Annotated in this window: 11 protein-coding genes; 6 read left to right on the forward strand and 5 right to left on the reverse strand. The window is 67.0% G+C overall.

The window, feature by feature from the left end; translation table 11 throughout:
* Positions 1-11: 11 nt before the first annotated feature.
* The 4 genes from G1H11_RS22050 to G1H11_RS22065 all read left to right on the forward strand — a co-directional run bounded on the left by G1H11_RS22050 (position 12) and on the right by G1H11_RS22065 (position 4358).
* Positions 12-989, forward strand: coding sequence for an ABC transporter permease (locus tag G1H11_RS22050; RefSeq protein WP_163820771.1), 978 nt, complete (start codon positions 12-14; stop codon positions 987-989).
* Positions 989-2854, forward strand: coding sequence for a dipeptide/oligopeptide/nickel ABC transporter permease/ATP-binding protein (locus G1H11_RS22055; RefSeq protein WP_174257874.1), 1866 nt, complete (start codon positions 989-991; stop codon positions 2852-2854). The genes G1H11_RS22050 and G1H11_RS22055 overlap by 1 nt, the downstream gene beginning before the upstream one ends.
* Positions 2851-3663, forward strand: a complete 813-nt coding sequence (locus G1H11_RS22060) for an ABC transporter ATP-binding protein (RefSeq protein WP_163820773.1) — start codon at positions 2851-2853, stop codon at positions 3661-3663. Before G1H11_RS22055 ends, G1H11_RS22060 begins: the two co-directional genes overlap by 4 nt.
* 335 nt (positions 3664-3998) lie before the next feature.
* Positions 3999-4358, forward strand: a complete 360-nt coding sequence (locus G1H11_RS22065; RefSeq protein ID WP_216844024.1) for a cupin domain-containing protein — start codon at positions 3999-4001, stop codon at positions 4356-4358.
* A 15-nt stretch (positions 4359-4373) separates the two neighbouring features.
* On the opposite strand, the gene G1H11_RS22070 is transcribed toward G1H11_RS22065, so the two are convergent.
* The 4 genes from G1H11_RS22070 to G1H11_RS22085 form a co-directional block, all read right to left on the reverse strand.
* Positions 4374-6368 carry an ABC transporter ATP-binding protein gene (locus G1H11_RS22070; protein WP_163820774.1) on the reverse strand — a complete coding sequence of 665 codons (1995 nt, stop codon included), beginning with the start codon at positions 6366-6368 and terminating at the stop codon, positions 4374-4376.
* Positions 6365-8098 (reverse strand): ABC transporter ATP-binding protein, encoded by a 1734-nt coding sequence (locus G1H11_RS22075; protein ID WP_163820775.1) that lies wholly within the window; start codon positions 8096-8098, stop codon positions 6365-6367. The genes G1H11_RS22070 and G1H11_RS22075 overlap by 4 nt, the downstream gene beginning before the upstream one ends.
* Before the next feature lie 84 nt (positions 8099-8182).
* Complete coding sequence (locus tag G1H11_RS22080) at positions 8183-8965, reverse strand: TetR family transcriptional regulator (RefSeq protein ID WP_163820776.1); 783 nt, start codon at positions 8963-8965, stop codon at positions 8183-8185.
* A 62-nt stretch (positions 8966-9027) separates the two neighbouring features.
* Complete coding sequence (locus G1H11_RS22085; RefSeq protein ID WP_216844025.1) at positions 9028-9783, reverse strand: TetR/AcrR family transcriptional regulator; 756 nt, start codon at positions 9781-9783, stop codon at positions 9028-9030.
* A gap of 99 nt (positions 9784-9882) precedes the next feature.
* Between G1H11_RS22085 and G1H11_RS22090 the strand changes: the two genes are divergently transcribed.
* Together G1H11_RS22090 and G1H11_RS22095 are read left to right on the forward strand one after the other, a co-directional pair.
* Positions 9883-10683, forward strand: a complete 801-nt coding sequence (locus G1H11_RS22090; RefSeq protein ID WP_163820777.1) for an alpha/beta fold hydrolase — start codon at positions 9883-9885, stop codon at positions 10681-10683.
* A 234-nt stretch (positions 10684-10917) separates the two neighbouring features.
* Complete coding sequence (locus G1H11_RS22095; RefSeq protein WP_163820778.1) at positions 10918-12816, forward strand: chorismate-binding protein; 1899 nt, start codon at positions 10918-10920, stop codon at positions 12814-12816.
* A 145-nt stretch (positions 12817-12961) separates the two neighbouring features.
* On the opposite strand, the gene G1H11_RS22100 is transcribed toward G1H11_RS22095, so the two are convergent.
* Positions 12962-13597 carry an alpha-ketoglutarate-dependent dioxygenase AlkB family protein gene (locus tag G1H11_RS22100; RefSeq protein ID WP_163820779.1) on the reverse strand — a complete coding sequence of 212 codons (636 nt, stop codon included), beginning with the start codon at positions 13595-13597 and terminating at the stop codon, positions 12962-12964.
* Between the last annotated feature and the right edge of the window lie 601 nt (positions 13598-14198).

The raw sequence follows: 14198 nt of genomic DNA on the forward strand, positions 1-14198 counted from the left end.
GCAGCTCTCTTATGCGCTACCTCCTGCGCAAACTGGTGCTCTACGCGTTCATCGCGTGGGCCGCCGTGACGATGAACTTCCTCATCCCGCGGCTGATGCCCGGGGACCCGGTCACCCTGCTCGTCGACCGGGTCCAGGGACAAGTGGATCCAGCCGCGGTCGAGGCCCTGCGGGAGGCGTTCGGTCTCAGCGACGCGAACATCCTGCGGCAGTACATCGACTATCTGGGGTCGCTGTTCAGCGGCGATCTCGGGCTGTCCATCACCTTCTATCCGGTGCCGGTGGCCGACGTCGTCTCCGGTGCGATGCCGTGGACCATCGGGCTGATCGGCGTCACCACCGTGATCGGATTCGTGATCGGGACCGGTCTGGGCGTGCTGCTGGCCTGGCGGCGCGGCAGCTGGACCGACGGGTTCCTGCCCGGGCTGACCTTCCTCAACGCCATCCCGTACTTCTGGATGGCGCTGGTTCTCGTCATGATCTTCGCGGTGAACCTCGGCTGGTTCCCGGTCTCGGGTGCCCATACTCCGGGCCTGCGACCCGGCTGGAACGGTGAGTTCATCACGTCGGTGTTGTGGCACGCGCTCCTGCCCGCGATCACCATCGTGCTGGCCTCGTTCGCCAACTGGGTGATCGGCATGCGGAACATGATGGTCACCGTTCTGGGCGAGGACTACGTGACGATGGCCGAGGCCAAAGGGCTGCCCGAGCGGACGGTCATGGTCCGCTACGCAGCTCGCAATGCGATCCTGCCGAGCATCACCGGCTTCGCGCTGTCCCTCGGCACGGTGGTGGGCGGCTCGATGCTGACCGAGGTGATCTTCAACTACCCCGGCGTCGGATACACCCTGTTCCAGGCGGTGAAGAATCAGGACTTCCCGCTCATGCAGGGCATGTTCCTGTACATCTCGGTCGCCGTGATCATCGCCAATCTGATCGCCGACGTGGTCTACGTCTTCTTGGATCCCCGCACCCGGCAGGAGGCATGATGTCCCGCCGTCTGATTCCGGCATCGGGCAAAGTCCGGGCCGGCCTGATCATCGTCGCGTTTTTCCTCCTGCTGGCCGCGTTCGGGCCGATGGTGGCCCAGCACTCCCCCACGGCCAGCGGCCCGCACCTGTTGCAGCCGCCGTCGGCCGAGCACTGGATGGGGACCACGCAGCTGGGACAGGACGTGTTCGCCCAGTTCGCCCACGGCGCCCGGATATCACTGGCGGTCGGCCTGATCGCGGCTGTGGTCGCCAAGATCATCTCCATCCTGGTCGGCGTGATCGGCGGGTACTTCCGCGGCCTGACCGACGAGGCCCTCTACATCCTCACCGCCGTGTTCCTGGTGATCCCGGCGATGCCGCTGCTGATCGTGCTGACCGGCTATCTGCCCAGCCGCGGCGTCGAGTCCGTGGCTGTCGTCATCGCCATCACCTCGTGGGCCGGATCCGCGCGGGTGTTGCGTGCGCAGACACTGTCCCTGCGGCGGCGCGACTTCGTCGAAGCGGCCCGGGCCACCGGCGAATCCCGGTGGCGGATCATCACCAGTGAGATCATGCCCAACGAGCTACCCCTGATCGCGTCCGGCTTCCTCTTCTCCGTCATCGCCGCGATCCTCGCCGAGGCGGGCCTGTCCTTCCTCGGGCTCGGCAGCCTGACTACCACCAGCTGGGGGTCGATGCTCTACTTCGCGCAGAGCTCCCAGGCGTTCCTCTTCGGCGCATGGTGGTGGTTCGTCCCGCCAGGCCTGGCGATCGCCCTGATCGGCGCCGGACTGGCGCTGATCAACTTCGGGGTGGACGAGTATGCCAACCCGCGGCTGCGAACCGGCAAGAAGCGGCGCGACCGGTCCAAGGGCCGGCGCGCCCAAGCCCTGACCGTCGCTGGCAGTGGCCTGGCCGCCGCTGAGACGGTGCCTGCCGGCTCCGGCAGCGCAGAGGAGGTCGCCGGCGCGAGTACCTCAGCAGGCGGCCGCATCGGTGAGTCGGCTCTGACCGATTCAGGCGACGATCTCGACACCGCTCCAGCGGCGATCCGGCACAACCCCGTGGCCGGCGAACCGGTGATCGAGGTGCGCGACCTGAACGTGGAATATCCGACCGAGCACGGCGTCGTCCATGCCGTACAGGATGTCTCGGTCACCCTGCACCGCGGCGAGATCCTCGGCTTGGCCGGCGAGTCGGGAAGCGGCAAGAGCACGCTCACCAACACGATCACCCGGTTGCTGCGCAGCCCGGCTCGGGTGACCGGCGGTTCGGTGCTGTACCACCGCCATGCCGGACGTGAGCCGATCGACGTGCTCACGCTTTCGGCGCCGGCCCTGCGGGCGTTCCGCTGGGCGGAGATCTCCGTGGTCTTCCAGAGCGCCATGAATGCCCTCAACCCGGTGCTCACGGTCTATGCCCAGTTCGACGACGTCCTGCGGGTGCACCGGCCACGCATGTCCGCCCGCGAGCGGATGGCGCTGGCCCGCACCATGCTGGAGAAGGTCGGCATCGACCCGGACCGGGTCCGCTCCTACCCGCACGAGCTCTCCGGCGGGATGAAACAGCGGGTGGCCATCGCCATCGCCCTCGTGCTCGATCCGGACATCATCATCATGGACGAGCCCACCACCGCCCTCGACCTGCTGGTCCAGCGTGAGGTGCTCGACCAGATCATGTCGCTGCGGGACGAGTTCGGGTTCGCGATCATCTTCACCACACACGACCTCGCTTTACTGCTGGAGATCGCCGATTCCGTCGCGGTGATGAGATCCGGGCGCCTGGTCGAGTACGGACCCGCGCTCGACGTCTACCGGGCTCCAGGCCACCCGTACACGCGGATGCTCCTGCAGTCGCTGGCGGACTTGGGAGCGAAGCTATGAACGACGACGTGATCCTCGAGGCCAGGAACCTCGTGAAGGAGTTCCGCACGGGCACCGGCGTCGGGCCACGCGGGGCGGCCAGGACCTTCCGAGCCGTGGACGACGTATCACTCGAGCTGCGACCAGGCAAGGTCACCGCGCTGGTAGGGCAGAGCGGCTCCGGGAAGAGCACCGTGGCCAGACTGATGGCGCAGCTATACCCGCTCACGTCCGGGGAGATCCGCCTGGACGGGCAGCCCACGGCAGCGACCCGCGGCCGGGCCTTCACCCGGTACTGCGGATCGGTGCAGATGATCCTGCAGGATCCGTTCTCTTCCCTGAACCCGTTGCACCGCGTGAGCCACGTTCTCGGGCGGGCGCTGCGCATCCACGGGAACGCGGGCGCCGACGTCACAGAGGCCAGCCTGCGGCTGCTGGAACGGGTCAACCTCACCCCGCCCGAGCGCTATCTCGACCGGTTCCCGCACGAGCTGTCCGGCGGTGAGCGCCAGCGGGTGTCGTTCGCCCGGGCACTGGCCGCCACTCCGCGGGTGCTGCTCGCCGACGAGCCGGTGTCCATGCTCGACGTCACCATCCGCAAGGAGATGCTGGACCTGCTGGACCGGCTCCGGCGCGAGTCCCAGCTGGCCGTCCTGTACATCACCCATGACCTGGGCAGCGCCGAGGCGTACTCGGACGAGACACTCGTGATGTACCGCGGCAAGGTGGTGGAGCGCGGATCGTCCCGGGCCCTGATCTCCGACCCGCAGCACGAGTACACCCAGCGGCTCCTCGCCGCTGCTCCCGACCCCCGCCGCCGCCTCCCCTGACCACCTTTGGCCACCTGGTCCCTTGGTCACCTGATCGTCGATATGTCGTCTGATCGCCCGCTCGGGGATGATCAGATGGACAAACTGGGGCCAGGGGTGCAGGTTTGCCCTCTGGTCGCATCCCACGATGTGGGCGCTTCTGGATCAGATGGCATACCTGCAGCTGACACTGCGGTTGCGTCATCTGATCCGTACGCGTCCGCATGCTGTGACGACGTGATCAGATGACACATCGACGATCAGGTGGCAAACATGCGCGGCGGCCGCGTGCCTATTCCATCCCGGGCCGCGGAGGCCTATGCTGAAACGAGAGATTCAGCCTAGCTTGGGGGGCAATGATGGCAAATCTCGAGAGGAAGTCATTCGACCAGCCCGATGAGTCGCGCACTCCGGAGAAGACCAAGGTCGACGTGATTCGCCTCGGCGGCACGAGCGTCGCCCGAATCACCTTCCAGCCGGGCTGGAGATGGGACGAGTGCATCAAACCGGTCGCAGGCACCGACTCCTGTGAGGCCCGGCATGTGGGTGCGCTCATCTCCGGCCAGCTACACGTGGTCCACGACGACGGCTCCGAAGCCGATCTTGGACCCGGAGAAGCCTACGTGATCGAGCCGGGACACAACGCCTGGGTCGTCGGAGACCAGGAGGCCGTCGGTCTCGAGTTCGAGAGCGCCGAATCCTACGCCCGGGACTGAGCCTTTTCCCAGGGCTCATGATTCGGATTCCTCCACAGCGGGTGCGGTGAACTGGCTGGCGTACAGCTCGTAGTACGCCCCGCGCGCGCTGAGGAGTTCGCTGTGCGTGCCCTGCTCCACGATGCTGCCCTCCTGCATCACGAGGATCACGTCAGCGTCGCGGATGGTGGACAGCCGGTGCGCGATCACGAAGCTGGTCCGGTTGCTGCGCAACGCCGACATGGCCTTCTGCACGAGGAGCTCGGTGCGGGTGTCGACGGAGCTGGTCGCCTCGTCGAGAATGAGGATCTCCCGGTCCGCTAGGAACGCCCGCGCGATGGTGATCAGCTGTTTCTCGCCCGCGCTGACGTTGTCGCCCTCCTCGTCGATCACCGTGTCGTAGCCGTCGGGCAGCGAATGCACGAACCGGTCGACGTACGACGCCCGGGCGGCGGCGAGGATCTCCTCCTCAGAGGCGGCCGGGTCGCCGTAGGCGATGTTGTCCCGGATGGTGCCTCCGAACAGCCAACTGTCCTGCAGGACCATGCCGATGCGGGATCGCAGGTCGGCTCGGCTCAGGGCGGTGACGTCCACTCCGTCCAGCGTGATCCGCCCGCCCTGCAGTTCGTAGAAGCGCATGATCAGGTTGACCAGTGTGGTCTTGCCGGCGCCGGTGGGTCCCACGATCGCCACCGTGGTGCCGGGCTCGGCCACCAGCGACAGGCCCTCGATCAACGACTTCTCCGGGTCGTAGCTGAAGGAGACGTCCTCGAACTCGACGCGGCCGCGCGGCACGGTGATCTCGGCCGCATCCGCTGGGTCGGGCACCTCCTCCGGTGCGTCCAGCAGCTCGAACACACGCTCCGCCGACGCCACACCGGACTGCAGCAGGTTCGCCATCGCCGCGAGCTGCGTCAGCGGCTGAGTGAACTGCTGGGAATACTGGATGAACGCCTGCACCTCGCCGAGGCTCATCGAACCGGACGCCACGCGCAGGCCGCCCACCACGGCGATCGCCACGTAGTTGAGGCTGCCGAGGAACATCATGACCGGGCGGATCAACCCGGAGATGAACTGCGCTTTGAAGCTGGCCTCGTACAGCTCGTCGTTCTTGTCCCGGAACGCGGCCTCGGCCTCGTCCTGCCGGCCGAACACCTTGACCAGGGCATGACCGGTGTAGGCCTCCTCGACCTGGGCGTTGAGCCCGCCGGTGTGCGTCCACTGGGCGACGAACTGCTTCTGCGAACGCTTCGCGATCACCGCGGTGACGAGGACTGACACCGGCACCGTCACCAGCGCGATCACGGCGAGAATCGGGGAGATGACCACCATCATGGTCAGCACACCCACCACTGTCAGGAGCGAGGTGAGCATCTGGCTCATCGTCTGCGTCATCGTCTGCGAGACGTTGTCGATGTCATTGGTGACCCGGCTGAGCACGTCACCACGTGGACTGGCGTCGAAATGCCGCAGCGGCAACCGGTTGAGCTTGGTCTCCACGTCGGCACGCAACCGCAGCATGGTGCGCTGCACGATCTCGTTGAGCACGTACGCCTGAAGCCACGCGAACAGCGACGCCCCCACGTACAGCGCCAGCACCCCGAGCAACACCCATTTCAGCGCTTCGAGGTCGACGCCCTGACCAGGGGTGAGATCCATGCTGGCGACCATGTCCGCGAACGTGCCCTGGCCGGCGTCGCGCAGCTGCTCGACCGCCTCCGATTTGGAGGCTCCCTCGGGCAGCTGACGTCCGATCACACCGGAGAAGATCAGGTCAGTCCCGTACCCCAGAATCCGGGGCCCGAGGACGTTCAGCGCGACACTCACGACGCCCACCACGACGACGAGCAGCACTCCGCGACGCTCGGGGCGCAGCCGTCCCAGAAGCCGCTTCGCGGACGGCCCGAAATTCATCGGCTTCCGCGGCGGAGCACCCATGCCACCGAACCCCGGCCCGCCCGGTCCGCGTCCGCCGGGCATCGGGCTCGCAGGCCGCGCCGTCGCGGCTGCCGTGCTGGACCCGGTGCTCATGCGGCCTCCTCGGCGGTGAGTTGCGACTCGACGATCTCGGCATAGGCCGCGCAACTCGCGAGCAGCTCGTCGTGCGAACCACGGCCGACGACGGCACCGTCGTCGAGCACCAGGATCTGGTCCGCGTCGATGATCGTGGCGATCCGCTGGGCGACGATCACCACCGCGGCGTTCGACGTGTGCGGGCGCAGTGCGGCCCGCAGCCGCGCGTCGGTCGCCACGTCCAGTGCGGAGAACGAGTCGTCGAACAGATAGACGTCGGGTTTGCGGACCAGGGCGCGGGCGATCGCGAGCCGTTGCCGCTGCCCGCCCGAGACGTTGGTACCGCCCTGCGAGATCGGCGAGTTCAGCCCGTCGGGCATCGCTTCCACGAAGTCACGAGCCTGAGCGATCTCCAGCGCACGCCAGAGCTCGTCGTCGGTGGCTTCGGGGTTGCCGTAGCGCAGGTTGGTGGCGACGGTGCCGGAGAACAGATACGCCTTCTGCGGCACCAGTCCCATCCTGCGGCGCATCAGAGCGGGCTCGATGTCCCGGACGTCGACGCCGCCGAACCGGACCACACCGGATGTCGTATCGATGAGCCGGGGAATGAGACTGATCAGGGTGGTCTTGCCGGCGCCGGTGCTGCCGACGACGGCGAGGGTCTGCCCCGGCTCCACCCGCAGGTTCACGTCCCTGAGCACGGGCTCCTCGGCCCCGGGAAAGGCGAAACTCGCGCCGTCGAACTCCAACACCGCGTGGGCTGGCAGCTCCGTCACCGGATCGGCCGGGCTCACGACCGACGACTCGGTATCGAGGACGCCCGCGATGCGCTCTGCCGACACCGCCGCCCGCGGCACCATGACGACCATGAACATCGCCATCATCACCGACATCAAGATCTGCATGAGGTAGGTGAGGAAGGCGGTCAGCGCACCGACCTGCATGGAGCCGTTGTCGACGCGCATACCGCCGAACCACAGGACCGCGACGCTGGACGCGTTGAGCACCAGCATCACGAACGGGAACATCAGCGCCATCAACCGGCCCGCGCGAAGCGCTGTGTCCGTCAACGCCGTGTTGGCGCCGGCGAACCGCTCCGTCTCGAACGGTTCGCGCACGAACGCGCGCACCACCCTGATGCCCGTGATCTGCTCGCGCAACACCCGGTTCACCCCGTCGATGCGGTCCTGCATGGCGCGGAACTGCGGCACCATCCGCCGGGCGATCAGCAACACGCCGACCAGCAGGACCGGCACGCTGACGGCCATCAGCCAAGACAGCTCCACATCCTGGCGGAGCGCCATGATCACGCCGCCCACGCCCATGATCGGCGCCATCACCAGCATGGTGGTGGACATCATCACAAGCATCTGGACCTGCTGGACGTCGTTGGTGCTGCGGGTGATCAGCGACGGAGCACCGATCTGACCGACCTCCCGGGCCGAGAACATGCCCACCTGGTGGAAGACGGCGCCGCGCACGTCCCGGCCGAACGCCATCGCCGCGCGGGCGCCGTAATAGACGGCCGCGACGATGGTCACCACCTGGACGAGGGTCACGACGAGCATCCGCGCGCCCGTGGACATGATGTACGACGTGTTCCCCTGGGCGATGCCGTGATCGATGATGTCGGCATTCAAGCTCGGCAGGTACAAGGCCGCCAACGTGCCAATGAGCTGCAAGACCACCACAGTTACAAGCCATGGCCGATACGGGCGGAGATAGGTCCGCAGAAGACGGATCAACATGAATGGCTCCTGTGAGCGATGCGGATCGAGCTGTGCCGAAGATGCAGTGGCGAGCCTGGTGATACCACCGGCGCCCGATCGGGGTCAGGGTGACGGGTCGTCGCTGTGCTGGGATGGATCACCGGCCAGGCGGCGCAGAACGTCGTCGACGACGTGTGTGGTGCCGGTGCCCTTCGGCGTGTCGGCGCTTTCTGGGGTATTGGGGTCCTCCGGAGTGCCGGAGCGCTGCGTGCGGCCCTCCCACCCCGGTGCGTCGTCGTGGATTCGGATCCCGTTCAGCAGAAGGTCGACGATCTCCGCGGGCGTCAGGAGTGGACCGTCGGCGAGCCGCGGATGCGAACCGCCGAAGGCGATGATGCGCAATAGGCGAGCCGCATGGTCCGGCTCGACGCGAAGCTTGTCCCGATCCGGTTCGAAGATCTTGACGAGGAGCTGGTGGAGACGCTCGTGCTGCTCCCGCTGTTCGGCGGACTGTCCTCTGGGGAAGCTCGCCGGACCGACCACCGAGGCGAGCTCGACGAGGCCGGCCATCCGCCTCTGGAGCAGCTTCGCGGCCCATTCCAGCCGGGTGGGCAACGGTGACGTGAGATCGATGACCAGCAGCTTCTGCTCCATGTCACCGGGGTCCAGGGCGGCCTGCACGGCCTGAGTGAGCAACTCTTCCTTGGTGTCGAACGCGCGGAAGATGGTGCCCTCGGCGATGCCCGCCGCGTCGGCGATCTGCCGGGTGCTGACATCGAAGCCATGGCTGCGGACGAGCGGGACGGTGGCGGCGATGATCGCCCGCCGCCGCTCCTCAGGAGACATCGGCGACGCACGTCGACGCCGGTCGCCGCTGCCCGTACGGCGGTCGGGTATCGGGGTCACGACGACCACTCTAAATGAGTGAGGGCTCACTCACAAGCTCGCCCGGTCAACCCACAGCACAGCTACGCGCCGTAGGCCGCCAGGAAGACGCGCACCGCCTCGTCGGCGTAGCGCTCGAGCTCGTCGGTGCTGAACTGCACGTCCGGGCGGAACATCGTCCGGTTCATCGGGATCGACAAGATCAACCAGTTGAAGAGCTCGGCCGCGAGCAGCGGCTCGGGCACCACCAGAAGCCCACGGGCAGCAAGTCTCTCGAACCGCCGGGCCAGCGTCGCGTGAGCACGCTCCGGGCCGCGCGCATACCAGTGCCGGGCCAACTCCGGAAATCGGTCTGCCTCGCCGATGATGATGCGCCGCATCTGGACCAGGTGCGGCTGCATGACGACGACGACGTGCTGACGGGCGAACTGCCGGAGGTCGTTCTCCAGGTCCTCGGCGTCGGGCAACGCATCGACGAGCTCTTCGGAACGCTCCTCCGCTTCGGTGATCGAGCCGGCGATGATCTCGGCGAACAGGCGTTCCTTGTCGGCGAAGTTCTTGTAGACGGTCTGCTTCGACACCTTGGCTAGAGCCGCGATCTGATCCATGCTGGCGCCCCCGTAGCCTTCGCGCATGAACACGGTTCGGGCGGCCTCGATGATCGCTTGACGCTTACGCGCTGATCGGGCCGGCGCCGCGGCTTGTCCGTCCTGGGCCGGCCCGCCGCGTCGATCGCCGTGCTCGCGGCTCCCCACGCCGCGCTCGAGGCTCCCAAGGCCACGCTCCGGATTGCCATCGCCACGTCCGTGCATCTCGTGCTCAGTAGACATCTCGTCCATCCACACTCCCTCGAGTTCGCCTCGATAGTACTAGACGGTTCAGTACCAGAATGAGTACTGTACCGTCTAGTACTAGTCGCCGAGAGAAGGACACCCTCCATGAACAACACATCGCAGGTGACGTCGAGAGACGGTACGGCTGTCGAGTTCTACCGGTCAGGCAACGGGCCGGCGGTCATCCTTGTGGACGGCGCACTATGCCATCGGGGCTTCGGCCCGGCGGCCGAACTGGCGCAAGAGCTCTCGCCGTACTTCACCGTCTACGCGTACGACCGTCGCGGACGCGGCCGGAGCGGAGACACGACCCCCTACGCCGTGGACCGCGAAATCGAGGACATCGACGCACTCATGACCGAGGCAGGCGGATCGGCACACGTCTACGGGATCTCGTCGGGCGCGATTCTCGCGCTGCGCGCAGCGGCCAGCGGGCTGGCGATCACCAGGCTCGCGCTCTTCGAGCCGCCGTGCACCGCTGAGTTCGGCGATCCGCAGGAGGTGAAGGACGAGCACTCCCGGATCGATGAGCTGCTCGCCGCCGGTCGCCGAGGTGACGTGGTGGAGATCTTCCTCTCCTATGTCATGCCTCCAGACGTGATCGCCGGGATGAAGGGCTCACCGGCGTGGCCGGCGCTCGAGGCTGTCGCACCGACCATCGCTTACGACAACGCCGTGATGGGCGACGGCACCGTGCCGCGGGACGTGGCCGGCAAGGTGAAGGTGCCGACCCTGGTCCTCGCCGGAACCGAGAGTCCCGAGATCCTGCGCCAGTCAGCCCGCGCTCTCGCCGACGCGACCCCCCGCGCGGTCTACCGGACGCTGGACAACCAGACCCACACCAGTGCTCCGCAACCGCATGCTCCGATCTTGCGCGAATTCTTCTCCGCCCCTGACCTGAGGTGATCAGGAGCGCGGGCGAAACACGCGCGGACCGCGCCCCGCGCTGCTGGCGCTAGGGCAGGCGAGCCGCTATGGTTGCCGCCATGTACGCATCCGCTCTGGGTTCCTGGTGGCACGCCATATAGGCGGCGCCCCCTCTCGCGTACTTCCACACCTAGCGACCGCCTCGTCCCGGGCGGTCGTCGTCGTGTTGCGGCTCCCCAGGTCGAGGCTCTCTCTGACCTGAAAGGGACCACCGTGGCACACCGCCTCGTCAGCCTCCTCACCGATCCCGCACCCCCTCCGTTCGCCATCCTCAAGCGCGCCGGAGGGCCCGGAATCGAGCTCCTGCTGGGCGACGTCGTCGACGTCGAAACACTCTCCGACCTGCCGCTGCCGGCACCCACTGGAGACGGCACCCGGCCGCACCTGCTCGCATTGGTCCCGTACCGGCAGATGCGCGAACGAGGTTTCGCGTGCCACGACGACGACACACCTCTGCGCAGTCTCGTGGTCCGGGAACAGGTGGTACTCACCGACGACGACGCCCTCGCCAGCCTTCCGGATGATCCATTGGAGGTGAAGGGTACCGGTTTCGATGTCGACGACGACACGTACGCGGACATCGTCGGCACGGTCATCCGGGACGAGATCGGCCGTGGGGAAGGTGCGAACTTCGTCATCCGCCGCGACTATCTGGCTCATACCGATGAGAACCCCGCCCATGCGGCGCTGCTGCTGTTCCGCCGCCTGCTGCGCAACGAGCCGAACGCGTACTGGACCTTCGCCGTTCACGCCGGAGATGTCACGATGGTCGGCGCCACACCGGAGCGACATGTAAGCGCCACCGGCGGCAACGTCGTCATGAATCCGATAAGCGGCACCTACCGGTACCCGGCCGAAGGAGTCTCCCGAGCGGGCGTGCTCCGGTTCCTCGCTGATCCCAAGGAGACAGAAGAGCTGTACATGGTGGTCGACGAAGAGCTCAAGATGATGAGCGCGGTCTGTGAGCACGGTGGGCGGGTGCTCGGTCCCTACCTAAAGGAGTTGGGTCACCTCGCGCACACGGAGTACCTGCTGGACGGCCATAGCACCCTCGACGTGCGAGATGTGCTGCGGGAAACGATGTTCGCCCCGACCGTGACCGGCTCCCCCGTCGAGAACGCCGCCCGGGTGATCACCCGGTACGAAGGGTCTGGCCGCGGCTACTACGCGGGCGTCGCAGCCCTGATCGGTCAGGATGACGACGGCCGGCGCACGCTGGATGCACCGATCCTGATCCGCACCGCCTACATCGACGCCTCCGGCCGGATCCGGGTACCCGTCGGAGCAACGCTCGTGCGTCACTCGGTCTCCACGTCAGAAGTCGCCGAGACGTACGCCAAAGCCGCGGGGATCATGGGCGCTCTTGGACTCGATACGGATTCGAGCCGGCCGGTTCGCGCGTCCGGGGAGGCGCTTGCCGACCATCCAGAGGTGGCCGACGCGCTCAGCGCGCGCAACGTGACGCTGGCCCCGTTCTGGTTACGTGACCAGAGCGGACATGAACGCGGCCAGCTGGCCGGGCGTTCCGCGGTCATCGTGGATGCGGAAGATGCCTGGACGACAATGCTGGCGCACCTGTTGCGCCGGCTCGGCATGACCGCGGTGGTGGTGCCGTGGACGACGTCGAGTCATGACGCCCGTCTCCGGGATCCCGACCTGGTGATCGCAGGCCCCGGGCCTGGCGATCCGCGCGATTCCACCGATCCCAGGATCCGGAGTCTTCGGCGGCTGGTGACCAAGCGACTCGTGGACGGCCGGCCACTGCTGGCCGTCTGCCTGAGTCATCAAGCTCTCGCTGATCTCCTCGGCTTTCCCGTGACGCCACTGAGCCACCCATACCAGGGCACCCAGCGTGAGATCGACTTTTACGGGCGGCGGACCAGGGCCGGGTTCTACAACACGTTCACCGCCCGGATGCCGCGAGGATCGCGTGCTACGTACCCTGACGTGGAGGTCGCCGCGGACTCCGCCACCGGCGAGATCCATGCACTGCGAGGACCTGGGTTCGCCTCCGTCCAGTTCCACCTGGAGTCGATCCTGACCACCGACGGCATCGAACTGCTGGCCGACCTCGTGTGCGAACTGCTCGTCCCCGCGCGCGCCACGCGCTGAGCCTTGTCTACGACCAGTGCCCTGCGTCGGAACCGGCCGTCTGCCGACAACGAGGCCAGAGTGTCGAGACGGGGGCCGCGCGCGCCTTGCCGACGCCACGGGCGAAGGCCGCGCGGCCCGCGCACGACGGCTCAAACACGCTTGCTCAGGCGACCCCGCGTGGCCGGAATTGGACGCTGATCCGGGGGCCGACCGCACGTGCCGTCTTCGGCACGGCGTGTTCCCAGGTGCGTTGACAGGAGCCGCCCATCACCAACAGATCGCCGTGACCCAGCTGGAAACGCCGCGACGCCTCCCCACCGCCGCGGGGCCTGAGCAACAGATTCCGCGGCTCACCGAGCGACAGAATAGCCACCATCGTGTCTTCGGTCTTGCTGCGTCCAATAGTGTCCCCGTGCCACGCGACGCTGTCCTTGCCGTCCCGGTAAAAGCACAAGCCGGCGGTCCGGAAAGGCTCGCCGAGCTCAGCCCGATAATGGGCGCTCAATGCGTCTCTCGCCTCCTCGAGGATGCGATCGGGCAACGGTGAATTCTCCCCGTACCAGCACACCAGCCGTGGGACGTCGACCATACGCTCATACATCTGACGCTGCTCGGCGCGCCACGGAACGTCGGTGGCGAGCGTGGAGAACAGCGCGTCGGAGCCGGCGACCCATCCCGGACGCACGTCTACCCATGCGCCCTCCGACAACAGTGTCCGCTCGACCGTCTCCCCGAGCTCCCCCAGAGCCGGCGCCACGGCAGGACTGTCGAACAAGGAGGGCTGCATCGCGATCGACATAGCTCTACCATACACGGAAGCCGAACATACGTTCCATAACTTTCACCCGCCCACCGGACCAGCTCGCTGCCTACGTGGACAAGTACGGCCATGCCATGGCCCGGCTCAGCGGTAGTGTCGAGGCGTTCGCATCGACGTATTCCGCGCCGATCCGGATCCACATCACTCGAGTGCGTGGCTTCTAGCGGGTGGCATCGGGAACCCTGCGTCTGCTCTTGGCAACGATGTGCGATACAGGAAGCTAGGGGCGCGTGGCCGCCACTCAGAACGGCGGCACGTCTTCCTGGAAGTCAGCATCCTGAACGTCGCCCTGCCGATTCTCGCTGTAGTGACGATCGCCATTCTGCACGTCACCACGCGTACGGCCGCCACGGCACAAGTCGGCCAACCTCGTCCTCATGTCTTCGGGTGCGCGCATGCCGTGACGCGGGGCGGATGGCATGGTGGGCATACGGCATCGGCACGTCCCCAGGCACCCGCATTGCCTCGTCTTCGGTGAGACAGGGCGTAGCCGATTCGTGGCCGACATCCAGGCGTCGTTCCCGGCCACCGACTCACTCCGGTCGTGTGCCTCTGCCCGCGGCCGCGGCTGGACATGGGG

Source organism: Phytoactinopolyspora alkaliphila (genome assembly GCF_010550695.1).
Classification (GTDB): Bacteria; Actinomycetota; Actinomycetes; order Jiangellales; family Jiangellaceae; genus Phytoactinopolyspora; species Phytoactinopolyspora alkaliphila.